Below are 14,750 nucleotides of genomic sequence, written 5' to 3' on the forward strand. Positions count from 1 at the left end.
CGAAGCTAGTTAAAAATTAGTTCCAAGAATCAGATTTACTTCAAAGATATCACCATCCAAGTGAGGTGATACTTCTTTCGGATTTGGTGTTCCAGATCCGCCTTCGTCGATAAAGTGATTATTTTCGTCTGGAAATTGCACGAAGTTATAAAGCGCTTGGGCTCCGATATAAAAACGGCGCTGCACCATAGGAATCTCAATACCACCGCCTAAGCGAAAACCCACAACTTTATCAGGGTCATTCGCAAAACTTTCATCTAAGTTGTAAGTTCTGACAAACATGCCTGTTCCTACAAGTAGGTAAGGATTTAGATCGGCAAGACCTTTTGTGACATTGTCGGTGTTAATGTAATACTTTAAGTGAATATCAAAAATTTGAATATTAACTGTTCCTGAATAAGTTTGGCTCACATCGTTGTTTTGCAAGCTATCATAACTTTGAAAGAACACGGCATGATCAGCAGTCGTATAACTTAGGGCTGCGGCTAAGTTTAAATCGAAAAAGTAACTGAACTGAACGCCGTAGTCCAAAGACGGATCGTAACCTTCAGCGAAACCTTTTGTGAAGCCACGGTAGCCGGCTAATAACCCTAAAGTCAGGTAACGGCCGTTGCGTAAAAAATGGATATCAGCTTCTTCATCAGTCTCTTGTTCGAACTCATTGTAATCTGAAAACGGGTCAAAAGAATCATCAGCTTCAGGAGTTGTTGTCTGGGCAAAAGACTTCGTCGGAATAGGTGCACTTGCTGTGACTAAAACGAATGCAAAAATGAATCTTAAGATGTGGCTCAAAAGCTGTTTTTTCATGGTCTTTCTTAATCCTAAGGGCGTGCCCAGTGTTTTACAAGGGTTAAGTCTTGAGGCGTTAGATTTTCAATTCTTCAATTGTGCAAAGTGGGCTTGGCTGGTTTAATTTTTACTATGCTCAGCTCACTGGTAATTTCATCTAGCTCAACTGCTGTAAAATTTAGCTCGCTTTTTAGATCCCTCGGCGTTGAGGTTTCGTTTCTTATTCTAGATCACGCCAAAAATACGAACTTTGCTCCTTTTAACGATCACCGTATGTACCACCAAGGTGTGGTTCATTACTTAAATCCGAATGACAACACATTGCCGGCTCATAAAGAAAATTATCAGCAGACTGAAATGTTTTGCCAGCGCTTAAAAAACTATTTCTTAGAGGATTTGCGTTTTAAAAAGCCGGCGCCGCAAAGTTTAGTTGTGAGTGAGTCAGATGCTCCGATTCAGTTTTTTGATAAAGACGATGTTGTTGATCTTAAGTACAATAAAAATCTTAAAAATATTCAACTTGAAATCAAAAACAAAGGGCTTGTCAGTTTTGATCACTTATTTGCCGAACAGACTGATTCTTGCTTAGAGTTTATTAAAACTAAATCAGATTCGTTAGTGAAGGAACGTAACCGTTCGGATTTAATCTGGACTTGTTACAATTACAAACTTTCATCTGATTTTTCGCGTGAAGATTTTTGGTTTTTAGAAAACAGTAACTATCAATCTGTTTTTGATAATTGTTTTTATCTTCAGCCGCGTAAAAATGAGCTGAGTGCTTGGGCTTTGATACCTGATCATCAGTATTTAAACCAGCAGTTTCATAATGACTTTCAAGAGCGTCTTCGTAAAAAAATCGAAGCGAGATTTGGCTTTATTAGTCTTTCGTTTTTAAGTGTTAGTGAGTTGACGGTTCATTTGATGAATAGTCAAAAGATGGCGGTTGATGAAAATAATCGTGTGTCAGGATTTCCGTGCTTTAGTTTTTACTCGAGCGACAACGTTTTTGAATGGTTTAACCATTTTTCAAAAGAATTTAATAAAAAGCATAAAATAAAAAATGCAGATCAAAGGGTATAGGTCATGATTAGTCGTTATCAAACCGAAGAAATGAAAAATATTTTTCAAGAAGAAAATAGATTTCACTACATGTTACAGGTTGAAACGGTTGTGGCCGAAGTGCAAAGTCAAAAAGGCCTTATTCCAGTTAAAGCTTATCAAGATATTAAGAAAAAAAGTCAGATCAACTTAAGTCGTATCTTGGAAATTGAAAAAACCACAAAACACGACGTGATTGCTTTCGTAAGCCAAGTGGCTGAAACAGTAGGGCCTAACGGTCGCTTTATTCACTTTGGTTTAACAAGTTCAGATGTTCTAGATACAGCTTTAAGTTTACAGATGTCTGATGCTTTTAAAGTTTTAGAAGCCGAAGTTAAGCTTCTTAAAGCCACAATGAAAAAGCTTGTTAAAAAGCATGAAAAAACAGTTTGTCCGGGCCGCACACACGGTATTTTTGCTGAGATCACAACTTTTGGTTTTAAGTTGGCTGGTTTTTTATCTGAAGTAACTCGCGCTGAAGAACGTATTAAACGTGCCCATGAGCAATTTAAAATCTGTAAACTATCAGGTGCTGTCGGAACATCAGCTTCATTTGATATGGAAATCGAAGCCCAAGTAGCGAAAAAATTAGGTTTAACGGTAGAACCTTTCGCCACACAAGTTATTCCGCGCGATCGTCATGCTGAAGTGTTTATGTCGTTAGCCTATATGGCTGCTAGCTTAGAGCGTTTAGCGATTGAACTACGTCACTTACAACGTAGTGAAGTTTCTGAAGTGATTGAAGGATTTACTCCTGGGCAAAAAGGCTCTTCAGCTATGCCGCATAAGAAAAACCCGATCAGTGCTGAAAATATCACAGGTCTAGCTCGTTTAGTAAAGGGCTATGCGTGGACAGCGTTTGAAAATATTCCGCTTTGGCATGAACGCGATATTTCGCACTCGTCAAATGAGCGTGTGATCTTTGCAGATAGTTTTACGGCCTGCCATTACATCGTTCGCCGTATGAATACGCTTTTATCTGGTCTTTATGTAAACACAGATAAAATGCTTCAGAATTCTCACTTGTTAGGCGGTGTTCTTTACAGTTCGCATTTGTTACTTCATTTAGTTGAGAAACATAATCTTTCTCGTGAAGAGGCGTATACGATTGTGCAAAAGCTAGCACACGGTTTAACAGATAGTGGCCATCTTAAAGAGGCCATTGTTAAAGATAAATCACTTAAAAAATATTTTACTGAAAAAGATTTAAAAACATTATTTTCAGGCGATCGCTACGTTGATGCGATTCAAAAAAGATTAAAGAAATATGAAAAAAACATCTCGTAAATCATCAAAATTAGACGCCTTTTTTCTTAAAAGGGGCGATATCGTTGATATCGTTGCGCCCGCTTCAGCTTGCTCGGAAGAGCATTTTCGCATGGGCGTAAAATGGATTGAAAGCATGGGGTTTAAACCACGCTTTAATGCTCATCTTTTGCAGCCTGACTTGTATCTTTCAAATTCAGATTCATTTCGTTTTCAAGATTTAAAAAAAGCCCTATATGCTAAAGATTCAAAAGCGATTTGGTGTTTACGTGGCGGTTACGGCAGTTTTCGTCTGTGGCCAGACTTATTAAAACTTTCAAAAAAAGCGCCACCTAAAGTTTTTATCGGCTTAAGTGACATCACAAGTATGCATCAGTTCTTAAATCAAAAATGGGGCTGGCCAACACTGCATGCCTCTTTGTTAGACCGTGTGGGGCAAAACAAACTTCCGGCTGATGTTGAACAGGAGCTTGTTCAGGTCATTACGGGCGAGAAAAACGCCGTTTCGTTTTCTAACTTAACGCCAATGAATGCTTTAGCTTCGAAGAAAAAAGTGATTAAGGGCACAGTTCGCGGCGGAAACCTATGTACGTTTATGGTTTCAATTGGAACTAAACTTCAGCCGAAATATCAGAAAAAAGATAATGTGATTTTATTTTTTGAAGATATCGGCGAGCGTGGTTATAAAGTTGATCGCTTTTTACAACACCTAAGTCAGGCTGAGGCTTTTAAAAATGTAGCAGCTATTGTCTTTGGCGATTTTGTTGATGGATTAGAATCTAACGGGCAAAGCTTAGTGCAAGAAACGCTTATGCGCTTTGCTAAGCAAACAAAAATTCCGGTTTTTTCAGGAGTTGAAACAGGGCACGGAGTCATCCAGCGTCCATTATTTTTTAACTCTAAAGCAGTGCTAACTTGTGACAAAAACCCTAACATGATAGTGTATTCACCATATGCGCCATAACAGTATTGAACGAGCTTTAATTGAAAAACTACAAACCGCTATTCAGGATGTAACTCCTGGGGTCGTTGTGCGGGCTTATCATCACGGGCGCATGATCTGTGATGTACAAGTTGGTCAGACTTATCCAATTTATGATTTAGCGTCTTTAACGAAAGTGATCTTCACGCAGCAAAGTATTATGCGTGCCTATGATCAAGGTCTTTGGAACTTAGAAACAAAAGTTAAAGATATTTTACCTGATTTTGCTTTTGATCAAATCAAGATCACTGAGCTTTTAACTCACACATCAGGCCTTGAGTGGTGGAGACCTTTTTACAAAGACATTCGCTTAAACGACACTTGGCAGACGAAACGTTTATGGTTATTCCGTGAAATTAATAAAACTGAATTAAAACAAACGGGTAAAGCTGTTTATTCAGATCTTGGTTTTATGACTTTAGGTTTTTTACTTGAAGCGTTTTATAAAAAAGATCTTCTGCAGGTATGGCAAGATGCTAAGAATGATTTCTACCCAACGACTTCAATGGATTTTCACATCGATAACGTGCCATTGAACGATATTTCTCAGTACGCGCCGACAGAAGAATGTCCATTCCGTCATAAAGTGATGCGCGGTGAAGTTCACGATGAAAACACGTGGGCTTTAGGAGGCATTTCATCACACGCTGGCCTTTTTGGGTCGGTTGATGATGTGGCGGCGTTTGGTTTAAATTTACGTTCACAGCTTCACGGTATTGCTCGATATAAAATCAAACAAAAGACAGCTCAGTTATTTGCAGCGCGCGCCATCGATCAGGAAGTCGGGGATTGGGCGATGGGATACATGATGCCATCAATTGAAAACGCAAGCTGTGGACCACACTTCTCGATTCATTCGATCGGTCACACAGGGTTTACAGGAACTTCGTTCTGGTATGATCCGCGCCAAGATTTATTGGTGGTGGCTTTAAGTAATCGTGTTAACTACGGCCGTGAAAACCGCGCTTATGTTCAGCTTAGACCGCAAATCCATTCTTGGATTTACGAGGCGATTAAACGTACAATTTAATTTTTTATTCAACTTCATCTAAAAGGATTTAGATATGGCTCAATCAAGTTTAAAATCAATCAAACCGGGTTCTCATGTTCATTTAATGGGAATCTGCGGAACAGCTATGGCATCATTAGCTGGTTTATTAAAAGATAAAGGTTATAAAGTTACTGGAAGTGATTCTAACCCTTATCCTCCAATGTCGACGCAATTAGAAAGCTTAGGCATTCAAATTCAAAAGCCTTACAGTAAAAATAATCTTACACCTAAACCAGACTTCGTGATCGTTGGAAACGTTATTTCAGCCAGCAACGAAGAAGCGCAAGAGATGGTTAAGCTAGATATTCCGTTTTGTTCATTACCACAAGCGATGGGTGAATTTATCATTGATGATCGTATTTCTTACGTCATTTCTGGAACGCACGGAAAAACAACGACGACATCGTTGATGTCTTGGGTTTTAGATCAAGCGGGTTTTGAACCAGGATTTTTAATCGGTGGTATTGCTAAAAACTTTTCACAAAGTTTTAGAAATCCTAAGCAGAATGTCTTTGTTATCGAAGGTGATGAATACGATACAGCGTACTTTGATAAAGTTCCTAAATTTATTCACTACCGTCCACGTAATGTGGTTTTAACTTCAGTTGAATTTGATCACGCAGATATTTATGCGGATTTTGCTGCGGTAAAGGCCGCGTTTTTACGTTTAATGAAGCTTATTCCTGAGAATGGAAATTTCGTTTTCTGGGGCGACGATAAAAACGTCTGCGAAGTGGCTGAACATTGCAAAATTAAAAATAAATTCTCGTATGGTTTTGGCAAAGCAAACAGTTTTGTCTGCGAAATATTAGAAGAAACTGAAGGTTATACTAAGTTTTCAGTCACTCATAACGGTGAAAAATTAGCTGATTTTGTGACGACGATGACGGGTCGTTATAATATTTTAAATGCCACATCGGTTGTGTCCCAAGCTTACGCGAATCAAATTCCATTAGATGGTGCAATGAAGGGCTTATCGACTTTTTCCGGTGTTAAACGCCGCCAGGATATCTTAGGTGAACCAGGTGGAATTTTAGTGATTGAAGATTTTGCGCATCATCCGACAGCGGTTAAAGAAACTGTAATGGCAATTCAGAATAAATATAAATCTAGAAAAGTGTTTTCGGTCTTTGAACCACGTTCAGCAACGTCGCGTCGTAAAGTGTTTCAAAAAGATTACGTGGATGCTTTTTCTGAAAGCCATGAAATCATTATTGCTGAAGCGTTTGATCAAGGTAAAATTTCTGAAACGGATCGTTTTTCTTCAGCAGAGTTGGTTGATGATTTAAAAAAGAAAAACAAACCAGCGCATGTAATGGCATCAGCTGATGAGATTGTTAAATATTTAAAACAAACAGCAAAACCAAAAGATGTGATTTTAATTATGTCGAACGGTGGTTTTGACGGAATTTATCAAAAGCTTTTCGCAGCTTTGGGGTAATATAAAGTTTGAAAGACATTAAGTACTCGCTTTTAAATATCCATGATGAGGCAGAGTTAAGATCTGCCGCGTACATTCATGAAAGCGCACCACTTAATTGGGACCCGCACTACAAAGTCACCGATGAACGTGTTTTATTTTGGGTAGATTATTTAAAAAATCTATCATTAGGAAATAAGGCCTGGATCATGGTGGCTAAAAATCAAAAACATGAGGTGATCGGTCTTCACTGGTTAAAGTTAGAAGAAAAGTACGATCAATTGCGCGCCAATATTGATTCGCTTTGGGTTCATGATGACTACCGTAAAAACGGTATCGGCTCAGAGCTTAAAAAACGGGGCGAAGAGTGGGCTAAAAGCCAAGGCGCAAAACTTATCAGCACTCAGGTCTATTATTCTAATCCTAAGATGATCGATTTCAATGTGAAATTAGGCTTTATTCCTCAGCAGTTAGAAATGATTAAGCCTTTAAAATAAGCACTCAAGATACGCATAGCACAAACACGTCAAAAACCGTCTATTTAAATTGAAACTTCGTATACCCTTTTTTACACCTAATTATTGGTATTTTCTCGAGGTAAAATGTGGCTAAAAAAGACGGCGAACTAACACCACTTATGAAACAGTTTTGGGATATTAAATCTCTTCATCAGGATAAGATTTTACTTTTCCGCATGGGTGATTTTTTTGAAATGTTTTATGACGACGCTGTAAAAGCTGCGCCGATTTTAGGAATTACGTTAACTCAAAGAAATAAAAAATCTGAAGATCAAACGCCAATGTGTGGAGTGCCTCACCATTCAATCTCAGGTCCCATTAATAAACTTTTAGCTGCGGGCTTAAAGATCGCCATCTGTGATCAAGTTGAAGATCCTAAATTAGCTAAAGGCTTAGTTAAACGTGCAGTGACTCGTATTTTAACGCCAGGTATGGTTTACGATTCTGACACGTTAGAGGCTTCACAAAGCCATTACATCACAGGTCTTGATTCTGAATCGGTAAGTTTTATTGATTCTACAACAGGCGAAGCATTTTACTTTTTAGTTGGTGATTTAACCGCACAACTAAAATTAATTCAAATTCTTCCAGTAGCTGAACTTGTACTCGATGAATCTAAATACAGCGCAGAACAGCTTGAAACGATCAAAAAGTATGTAGCTTTGGTAACAAACTTTAAAGTCGAGAGAAAGGTTTTAACTGATGCTCCAGCGTCAGCTGATTTATTACAGCAATATGTCTTAAGTCTTGCTGATGATAAAATTCAAAAAGTTTTACAGCCGTTTGTACAACGTGAAACTGAACACAGATTAAATCTTTCTACCCAAACACTTCGTCACTTAGAAATTTTCTCAACTTACAAGGGTGATGATCAGGGTTCTTTATTTCAAGCGATTAACAGAACAAAAACATCTTCAGGCGCTCGTTTATTACGTCAGTGGATTTTATTCCCGCTACGTAATAAACAATCGATTGAAAAGCGTTTAGACCTGATTCATTTCTTTCGCGAAGATATGTATTTGTTAAAGAAACTTCGCGAGATCTTATCTGGTATGGGTGATATTGAACGCCGCATGTCTAAGATCGCGCAGCCGCAATGTAATGCGCGTGATTTAACAAGCCTTGCGACTTCAGTAGGTTACGCTTTAGATGCTTTCGATAAATCTAAAAATATCTTAGGCTCAAAAATTAACACTGATGTGTTAAATGCCTTAGTTAACGAAATTAAAACAACAGTTTTAGAAGATGCACCGCTAACTTTAAAACAAGGTTTTATTATTCAAAAAGGTGTGTCGCCAGAACTTGATGAGTTAATTGAACTATCAACGAATGCTCAATCGCATATTGAAAAACTTGAAGCTAAAGAAAAAGAAGCGACGGGTATTAACTCGCTTAAAATTCGTTACAACAACGTCTTTGGCTACTACATCGAAATTACGCACTTACATAAAGATAAGGTTCCTAGTCATTACCAACGTAAACAAACATTAGCTAACGCTGAACGTTTCTGTACGGATGAATTAATTGAGCTCGAGAAAAAAGTATTGTCAGCGCAAACTAAGCGTAATGATTTAGAGTTTGCGATCTTTGATGCTTTAAGAACTAAAGTGTTAAATACAGCGAGTGAATTGTTAAAACTTGCCAGCTACTGTTCTGAGCTAGACGTGTTAAGCGGTCTTTCGTGGTTATCGTTAGAAGAAAGCTACTGCCGTCCAACATTTGCGGGGCAAGGTGAATTAAAACTGATTCAATCTCGTCATCCGGTTGTTGAACAATTTCAACGTGGAAAATTCGTCGCTAATAACATTACGCTTGATAAAAACGACTGTTATTTAATTACAGGCCCCAATATGGCCGGTAAGTCGACATTAATGCGCCAAGTGGCTTTAACAGCGTTACTTGCGCAAATGGGCTCATACGTTCCAGCTACTGAAGCTATCCTTCCACTTTATGATTCAATCTTCACGCGTATTGGTGCGAGTGACCAATTATCAGAAGGTCTATCAACATTCATGGTTGAAATGACTGAAACAGCTTTAATGTTAAAACAAGCTACACCTAACTCATTATTGATCTTAGATGAAGTCGGTCGTGGAACAGCTACGTTTGACGGTCTTTGTTTAGCACAAAGTATTTTAGAACATATTTTAAATAACGTGAAATCTCAGGTTTTCTTTGCCACTCACTACCATGAGTTAACTTCGATGGATCAAGTGTTCTCACAAGTTAAAAACGTGCATATGAAAATTCACGATCACGGTGGTAATATTGAGTTCTTACATATCTTAAATTTCGGTCCAGCGGGACAAAGCTACGGGGTTCAAGTGGCAGAACTTGCGGGATTACCTAAATCAATCACTGAGCGTGCAAAATCTCTATTAGTGAATTTAGAAAATAAAAAAGTTGTGTTAGAGGCTCCAGCGCAAACGCCGGTTGCGAAAGCTGAGAAACCAGTAACGACCACAAATCAGTTATCGCTTTTTGATAAGCCTGCAATTGATCCAAAAGCCGAAGCTTTAATGAATGAGCTTAAGCAGCTTTCGATTTCAAACACATCGCCTTTACAAGCGTTAAACCAGATTGCGAAATGGCAAGAATCTCTTAACTAGAGGTCCTTGTTCGTAAGATATCTAAATAAAAAAAGAGCAGCTTTTTGGGCTGCTCTTTTTAGTTTTAAATTTAATTTAAAAATTAGTTCTTAGCGTTTTTAGGAGCTTGGTCGTTTTTAGCGCCAGCTTTAGTACCTACGTGAGTACGCCAGTTGTACTCGTCACCTTTGATGTAGCGGTTAGCCCAGTCATCCCATTTACGTTTAGGAAGTTTGTGAACTACATTGCCTTTGTCGTCGAAAATTTCAGGATCTTTACCGAATAAGACATCGCCGATTGTTTTTAAAATACCCATAGTTACGCTCCAATAGGGTCATCATAACTACATTTTTGGATTAGCGCAAATATCAATGTACTCTAGACCTTTTTCTTCACCTGGGTATTGGCCATTTGTTAGCTTATGGAAGCATGCTTTTGACGCAACTTTGAAGGCCTCTTGTTTAGTTTCTGCGTTAAATGTAAGCGCAAATGAGTCTTTAGCTTTTGGTTTATAAGTGAAAGTCCAAGTTTTAGAAGCAGCCGCAAATGAAGTCGAACCTAAAGCTGATACTAAGGCGATAGTTAATAAAGTTGTTTTCATAGAGTGCTCCTTTTGTTTAAGTCAGGGTCTATACATAAATACCTATGAAATCCGTGTGCCAACCGAGTGATTCACGATGATCCAGTTATGGTGAATAGGGTGGCTTTGGCGATTCTGGGGTGTTAGTTTAATAACAGGTGCATAAGAGAGACGAACACCCGTCTCAAGACGGAACGATGGCTTTTAAACAGGTTTTACCTAAGGTCTATCAAAATTTTTTAGACCGAAAAATTCTAAATTTAGAGATCAGTGAAACAAAAGCCACTTGTGATAATTGCCTGCGCGCGCGCGATAAAAGATTTCCTTACACTTATGAGGCAAATCTAAAATGTTGCACCTTTGTTCCTTTTTTACCGAATTTTGCAGTGGGCGGAATTTTAAAAGAAAAATTAGATGGCCATAAAGTCATAGAGAAAATGATTGGTGAAAGCCGCTTTGCTTTGCCACTTGGAATTTTTCCGGATTTTGATTATCAGTATCGTTTTACTCATAAAAAACAAAAAGATTTCGGTAATCGCGAAGATTTATTATGCCATTATTACGACAAAGAAAAAAACCGCTGTGGTATTTGGGAATTTCGTGGGGTAGTTTGCACCACATTTTTTTGCCGCAGTGATTACGGAAAATCGGGTCAAAATCTTTGGACTGAAATGAATAATTATTTAAGTTATGTTGAGATGGCTTTAGCTGAAGACTGTCTTGTGATGAAAGACTTTTCTCCTCGAGATATCTCGGATCAGCTCGTATTTTTGAATAAAAAAGACTTTACCAAGAGTGAAAAAACACAAACCACAATTCAGCCTAAAGAGCTAAAGCTTTACTGGAATGGGTATACAGACCCTAAAGAATTTTATCTTTCTTGCTATGAGCTTGTTCAAAAGCAAACGCGCAAATCCTTTAAGGAAATTTTAGGCGAACAAGGGTTGAATTTAGAAAAAAGAGTGTTACAAGGATACGCATGTCTATCGAAGTAAAAGCTCAAGAAATGGTTGCGAAGTTTTCTAATATTAATGATTGGGAACTGAAATACGAAAAATTAATTGAGCTTGGAAAAGCTTGGCCCGGTATTCCTGAAGAGTTAAAAACTGAAGATTTGAAAGTTAAAGGTTGCCAATCACAAGTTTGGATTAAAGCAGAGCTTAAAGATGGAAAAGTCTATTTCATTGGTGACAGTGATGCGATTATTGTGCGTGGGTTAGTAGCTCTAGTTTTATCTGTGTATTCGGGGCAAACTCCCTCGGATATCATGAAATATGACGCCTCCTTTTTAAAGGATATAGGTCTTGATTCTGGACTGTCTCCTTCTCGTACAAATGGCTTATATTCGATGATAAAACAGATTAAATACTACGCCACCGCATTTGCCTATTTACTTTCTAAACAATAGCCCCTACCATAAATTATATGAGACTTATTTTATCGCTATGGATAGTGATTTCGTTTACTTTTGCAGCAGAGGCAGGAAGAATCCGCATGCGCAAAGTTAAAGATGCCCCTAAAGTATGTTCAGTTATGGAAGAAGATAAGCTGTTATCTCGTGGTAATAAGCGTATTTTCGGGACTTTAAGAAATAGTGTTATTTTAGAAAATGATATTTCTATCGTAAATGATTTAGGAAAAAAAATCTGCCAATGGCCAACAAACAAATGGCAATCGCTGGGTGATTTATCGAAATATTCTTTTTATATCGATGAACAAAGAAATGCGCTTTATCCGTATATGAAATCAGAAAACCAATATCAGTTCATGAAAATCAGTTTAGATGATTGTGAGCTTGGTGAAATGCAGGCCACGGATAAGTTAGAACTTCCAAAGTGCGAATCAAAAAAGAAATCACGTTCTAAATCTAAAAGAAGAGTTGCAAGCAACTCTCGTTCAAAAGCCTAAGCGAACGGATAGTTTGCTTGCTGAAGCACAAACTGAAGTGATGCGTCAAAATCTTTAAGTTAAAACTTATAAGTTAAAACAAAATAATGTCCCACACCTGAAGTCTCTCCTGCTATACCACCATCTTTAAACAGACCCATATCTTTATAAATCTTAAGTCCATAGCCGGCAGCATAACGTTCTGAATGCCAATATAAACCGTTGTACCAAGCAAGCGAGCTGCTGGTGCGGTCGAGGTCGTCTGAAATTTTATCGGCGGCAAAAGTATAATCAAAGAAGCCTTGATAAGTCACAAAACTCTTATCATCGATCACATAAAAAGGTTTAAACCAGGTTATCGACAATAAATATCCGTCAAACTTTCTTTCATTGGCGGCGCCGAAATTCTCTCGAACGTAGCGGGCCATTAATTTAGGGCTAACTTTTCCAAACCATGGCACTTGCACATCAGCTCCAAGACCGATGAAGTGTTCAAAGAGGGATCTATCTCCTACGTTTGTTTGAGTTGCGATATACCACTCTGTAATTGGACCTATCGATAGATCATGCCCGGTAGCTGCATCAAGAGAGATTTTGGGCGCAAACTTAAAAAACAGATTATCTTTATTGTGAAGATCACTCTTGGTAGTATCAAAAATATCTAGCACATCCAGAAATCCATAAATATCGAGAATTCCAGAGCGTCCACCAAACTCCATTTCAAAAAAAGTGTCATTTTGGTTATTGAAAGGAAGTTTGTTGTTCACGCTGTGTAATAGATTGAACTGAAACCATTTAAAATCGTTTTTATGAATGTTATCAGAATAGTCTGCTGAAAAGCTTCTGTTGCTGTAAATAAGACAAAGAGTAAGAGCGATTAGTGATAAAGTTTTTTTAAACATTTGTAACCTCAATTGTGAATTTTAAAATTCATTGATTAGTGGGGCAAAAAAACTTTTTGCAGTCGACCGTTCTTCTTAAGCTCTACGACTGCAGTATTGATGTCAGAAATTTTTAAATCAGATTTTTTAGAAGAAGCACATTTTACGTTAACCGGATCAATTTCAAATGGGGCTTGCTTTAAGTTCGTATATTTTTTTCTGTAGTAATTATATTCCAAATTATTCAGGATAATATATTGAACTCGATCAGAATGAAGTTTTGTAATATTGGTCAATCCTGAAAGGGCGTCTTCACGCTTAATGCTACCATCTTTAAAATAGGGCATAAGTGCCGGGTAGACAAACCCAAGAGCGGTGCCGAGGGTTTTTCCTTTCAAATCCTTCAAAGATTTTATTTGAACATTCTCCATAGTGTTTTTAAGGCCAACGACAAGATTAGATTGTTTGAAAATAGGAATACTCCAATTATAATCTTTCGCATAATTTCCAGCCCAGGCTTCTGCGTTGTAACAGACAAGTTCAATTTCGCCATCGGCAAGTCCAGAGTCCAATCTCTTTCTGGGGGATAACATAAAATGAATAGGTCGCTTAAGTTTTTTACCGAGCTCAAGGCCTAAATCAAAAAAAAGACCTCCCTGGATAATTGGGGTTTCTGTACTATTATCAATTTGTAAAAACGGAGGGGAATTAGAATCATTCATTCCGTAAGCAATCGGACGGGGTGTCGTTTTGGAATTTGAGTAGCGCGTATTTATTTTTTGAAATTCTTTTTTATTTTTAAGATGAGTGATCGTTTTATTTAACTTCTTTAATGATAAAGCAGATTTTTTAGAAAGCGAACAATGGATTTCCGTTTTATCCAAATTAAATGAACTTTTCTGCAACTGAGGATAAGTTGTCTTATATAAATTAAACTCAAGTTCAGTCATGACGACATAATCAAGGCGATTATCGAGAAGTTTTTTAAGACTTCCCATAACAGAAGCTGAATCGTCTCTTTGTAAAATCTTATTCTTAAATTTCTCTTCTAAATCATGATAAAAATATTTTTCAACGGTTCCAATTGTGACGTTGCTTACTTGTTCAAGAGTTTTAAATTGAATCTCTTTTTTGCCAACTAAAATATTTGAATAAGTATAAAGAGGATCACTCCATAAAAATTCATCTTGAGATGCGAGATCCCACAGAGGGCTGATATGACAAACCAGATCAATATTGGCCAATCTTAAATCTCGAATCATTCTTGATTCCGGCAACGGTGAAATTGAGTAATCCTGATTTAGATCTTCAGCGATGGCCACGGTGACTTCGTAAATAAACCCACCAGTAGCTAATGTGAAATTAGGATCATCAAACTTGTATAAAAGAGGTGGAGAATTGCTGGCGTCGATTCCAAATTTAATATTAGCAGCGTGTGCAGGCGAGGTTAAGTGCGGAATAAGAACGTAGATTAAGATACAGAAGATTAAAAATCTTTTCATGTTCTGAGCATAAACTATTTTGCTCTACTTAACTATGGTCGTTGCGCAATGGCTGGGCACATTGCCCCAGTCCTTAAGAGATTTTACAGAATTTTAACCTGAATGTTCGTGCTGGGTTTTTGGATGACCTTTTTTAAACAATACATATTGATCCAAAGCAGTTATCTGACATAAAGTCATGCTTCGGG

Annotated in this window: 15 protein-coding genes; 10 read left to right on the forward strand and 5 right to left on the reverse strand. The window is 37.7% G+C overall.

The window, feature by feature from the left end; all coding sequences use genetic code 11:
• Nucleotides 1–9: 9 nt before the first annotated feature.
• Entirely contained in the window at nucleotides 10–807 is a 798-nt protein-coding gene (locus ACKWCF_RS08380) for a hypothetical protein (RefSeq protein ID WP_409477123.1), read from the reverse strand.
• A gap of 114 nt (nucleotides 808–921) precedes the next feature.
• Here ACKWCF_RS08380 and ACKWCF_RS08385 point away from each other — a divergent pair, with 114 nt between their 5' ends.
• The 7 genes from ACKWCF_RS08385 to mutS all read left to right on the forward strand — a co-directional run bounded on the left by ACKWCF_RS08385 (nucleotide 922) and on the right by mutS (nucleotide 9,733).
• On the forward strand, nucleotides 922–1,869 hold the full coding sequence (locus ACKWCF_RS08385) for a hypothetical protein (RefSeq protein ID WP_409477124.1): 948 nt from the start codon (nucleotides 922–924) through the stop codon (nucleotides 1,867–1,869).
• A 3-nt stretch (nucleotides 1,870–1,872) separates the two neighbouring features.
• A complete protein-coding gene (purB, locus tag ACKWCF_RS08390) occupies nucleotides 1,873–3,174 on the forward strand; it encodes an adenylosuccinate lyase (RefSeq protein ID WP_409477125.1) in 1,302 nt (433 codons plus the stop codon).
• Nucleotides 3,155–4,117, forward strand: coding sequence for an LD-carboxypeptidase (locus ACKWCF_RS08395; RefSeq protein WP_409477126.1), 963 nt, complete (start codon nucleotides 3,155–3,157; stop codon nucleotides 4,115–4,117). Before purB ends, ACKWCF_RS08395 begins: the two co-directional genes overlap by 20 nt.
• Nucleotides 4,107–5,165, forward strand: coding sequence for a serine hydrolase domain-containing protein (locus ACKWCF_RS08400; protein WP_409477127.1), 1,059 nt, complete (start codon nucleotides 4,107–4,109; stop codon nucleotides 5,163–5,165). Before ACKWCF_RS08395 ends, ACKWCF_RS08400 begins: the two co-directional genes overlap by 11 nt.
• Nucleotides 5,166–5,199: 34 nt before the next feature.
• Complete coding sequence (gene mpl, locus ACKWCF_RS08405) at nucleotides 5,200–6,627, forward strand: UDP-N-acetylmuramate:L-alanyl-gamma-D-glutamyl-meso-diaminopimelate ligase (RefSeq protein ID WP_409477128.1); 1,428 nt, start codon at nucleotides 5,200–5,202, stop codon at nucleotides 6,625–6,627.
• An 8-nt stretch (nucleotides 6,628–6,635) separates the two neighbouring features.
• Entirely contained in the window at nucleotides 6,636–7,103 is a 468-nt protein-coding gene (locus tag ACKWCF_RS08410; RefSeq protein ID WP_409477129.1) for a GNAT family N-acetyltransferase, read from the forward strand.
• A 107-nt stretch (nucleotides 7,104–7,210) separates the two neighbouring features.
• Nucleotides 7,211–9,733: a DNA mismatch repair protein MutS gene (mutS, locus tag ACKWCF_RS08415; protein WP_409477130.1), complete on the forward strand. Its 2,523-nt coding sequence runs from the start codon at nucleotides 7,211–7,213 to the stop codon at nucleotides 9,731–9,733.
• 82 nt (nucleotides 9,734–9,815) lie between these two features.
• On the opposite strand, the gene ACKWCF_RS08420 is transcribed toward mutS, so the two are convergent.
• Complete coding sequence (locus ACKWCF_RS08420) at nucleotides 9,816–10,028, reverse strand: hypothetical protein (protein ID WP_409477131.1); 213 nt, start codon at nucleotides 10,026–10,028, stop codon at nucleotides 9,816–9,818.
• A 27-nt stretch (nucleotides 10,029–10,055) separates the two neighbouring features.
• Nucleotides 10,056–10,313, reverse strand: coding sequence for a hypothetical protein (locus tag ACKWCF_RS08425; protein ID WP_409477132.1), 258 nt, complete (start codon nucleotides 10,311–10,313; stop codon nucleotides 10,056–10,058).
• A 137-nt stretch (nucleotides 10,314–10,450) separates the two neighbouring features.
• Here ACKWCF_RS08425 and ACKWCF_RS08430 point away from each other — a divergent pair, with 137 nt between their 5' ends.
• The 3 genes from ACKWCF_RS08430 to ACKWCF_RS08440 are packed head-to-tail and all read left to right on the forward strand — an operon-like array spanning nucleotide 10,451 to nucleotide 12,200.
• Complete coding sequence (locus tag ACKWCF_RS08430; protein ID WP_409477133.1) at nucleotides 10,451–11,287, forward strand: hypothetical protein; 837 nt, start codon at nucleotides 10,451–10,453, stop codon at nucleotides 11,285–11,287.
• Nucleotides 11,272–11,700 carry a SufE family protein gene (locus ACKWCF_RS08435; protein WP_409477134.1) on the forward strand — a complete coding sequence of 143 codons (429 nt, stop codon included), beginning with the start codon at nucleotides 11,272–11,274 and terminating at the stop codon, nucleotides 11,698–11,700. The genes ACKWCF_RS08430 and ACKWCF_RS08435 overlap by 16 nt, the downstream gene beginning before the upstream one ends.
• Nucleotides 11,701–11,717: 17 nt before the next feature.
• Nucleotides 11,718–12,200 carry a hypothetical protein gene (locus tag ACKWCF_RS08440; protein ID WP_409477135.1) on the forward strand — a complete coding sequence of 161 codons (483 nt, stop codon included), beginning with the start codon at nucleotides 11,718–11,720 and terminating at the stop codon, nucleotides 12,198–12,200.
• 59 nt (nucleotides 12,201–12,259) lie between these two features.
• Here ACKWCF_RS08440 and ACKWCF_RS08445 read toward each other — a convergent pair whose 3' ends face one another.
• Complete coding sequence (locus ACKWCF_RS08445) at nucleotides 12,260–13,081, reverse strand: outer membrane protein OmpK (RefSeq protein WP_409477136.1); 822 nt, start codon at nucleotides 13,079–13,081, stop codon at nucleotides 12,260–12,262.
• Between the two features lie 35 nt (nucleotides 13,082–13,116).
• Nucleotides 13,117–14,562 carry a substrate-binding periplasmic protein gene (locus ACKWCF_RS08450; protein WP_409477137.1) on the reverse strand — a complete coding sequence of 482 codons (1,446 nt, stop codon included), beginning with the start codon at nucleotides 14,560–14,562 and terminating at the stop codon, nucleotides 13,117–13,119.
• Nucleotides 14,563–14,750 lie beyond the last annotated feature (188 nt).

Origin of the sequence: Pseudobdellovibrio sp. HCB154, from assembly GCF_046267985.1 — a bacterium.
GTDB lineage: Bacteria > Bdellovibrionota > Bdellovibrionia > Bdellovibrionales > Bdellovibrionaceae > Pseudobdellovibrio.

Coding starts and splice junctions, on each gene's coding strand:
- ACKWCF_RS08380 (WP_409477123.1), bottom strand. CDS start 807: ATGAAAAAACAGCTTTTGAGCCACATCTTAAGATTCATTTTTGCATTC.
- ACKWCF_RS08445 (WP_409477136.1), bottom strand. CDS start 13,081: ATGTTTAAAAAAACTTTATCACTAATCGCTCTTACTCTTTGTCTTATT.
- ACKWCF_RS08395 (WP_409477126.1), top strand. CDS start 3,155: ATGAAAAAAACATCTCGTAAATCATCAAAATTAGACGCCTTTTTTCTT.
- ACKWCF_RS08420 (WP_409477131.1), bottom strand. CDS start 10,028: ATGGGTATTTTAAAAACAATCGGCGATGTCTTATTCGGTAAAGATCCT.
- ACKWCF_RS08450 (WP_409477137.1), bottom strand. CDS start 14,562: ATGAAAAGATTTTTAATCTTCTGTATCTTAATCTACGTTCTTATTCCG.
- ACKWCF_RS08400 (WP_409477127.1), top strand. CDS start 4,107: ATGCGCCATAACAGTATTGAACGAGCTTTAATTGAAAAACTACAAACC.
- ACKWCF_RS08435 (WP_409477134.1), top strand. CDS start 11,272: ATGTCTATCGAAGTAAAAGCTCAAGAAATGGTTGCGAAGTTTTCTAAT.
- ACKWCF_RS08440 (WP_409477135.1), top strand. CDS start 11,718: ATGAGACTTATTTTATCGCTATGGATAGTGATTTCGTTTACTTTTGCA.
- purB (WP_409477125.1), top strand. CDS start 1,873: ATGATTAGTCGTTATCAAACCGAAGAAATGAAAAATATTTTTCAAGAA.
- ACKWCF_RS08425 (WP_409477132.1), bottom strand. CDS start 10,313: ATGAAAACAACTTTATTAACTATCGCCTTAGTATCAGCTTTAGGTTCG.
- ACKWCF_RS08385 (WP_409477124.1), top strand. CDS start 922: ATGCTCAGCTCACTGGTAATTTCATCTAGCTCAACTGCTGTAAAATTT.
- mpl (WP_409477128.1), top strand. CDS start 5,200: ATGGCTCAATCAAGTTTAAAATCAATCAAACCGGGTTCTCATGTTCAT.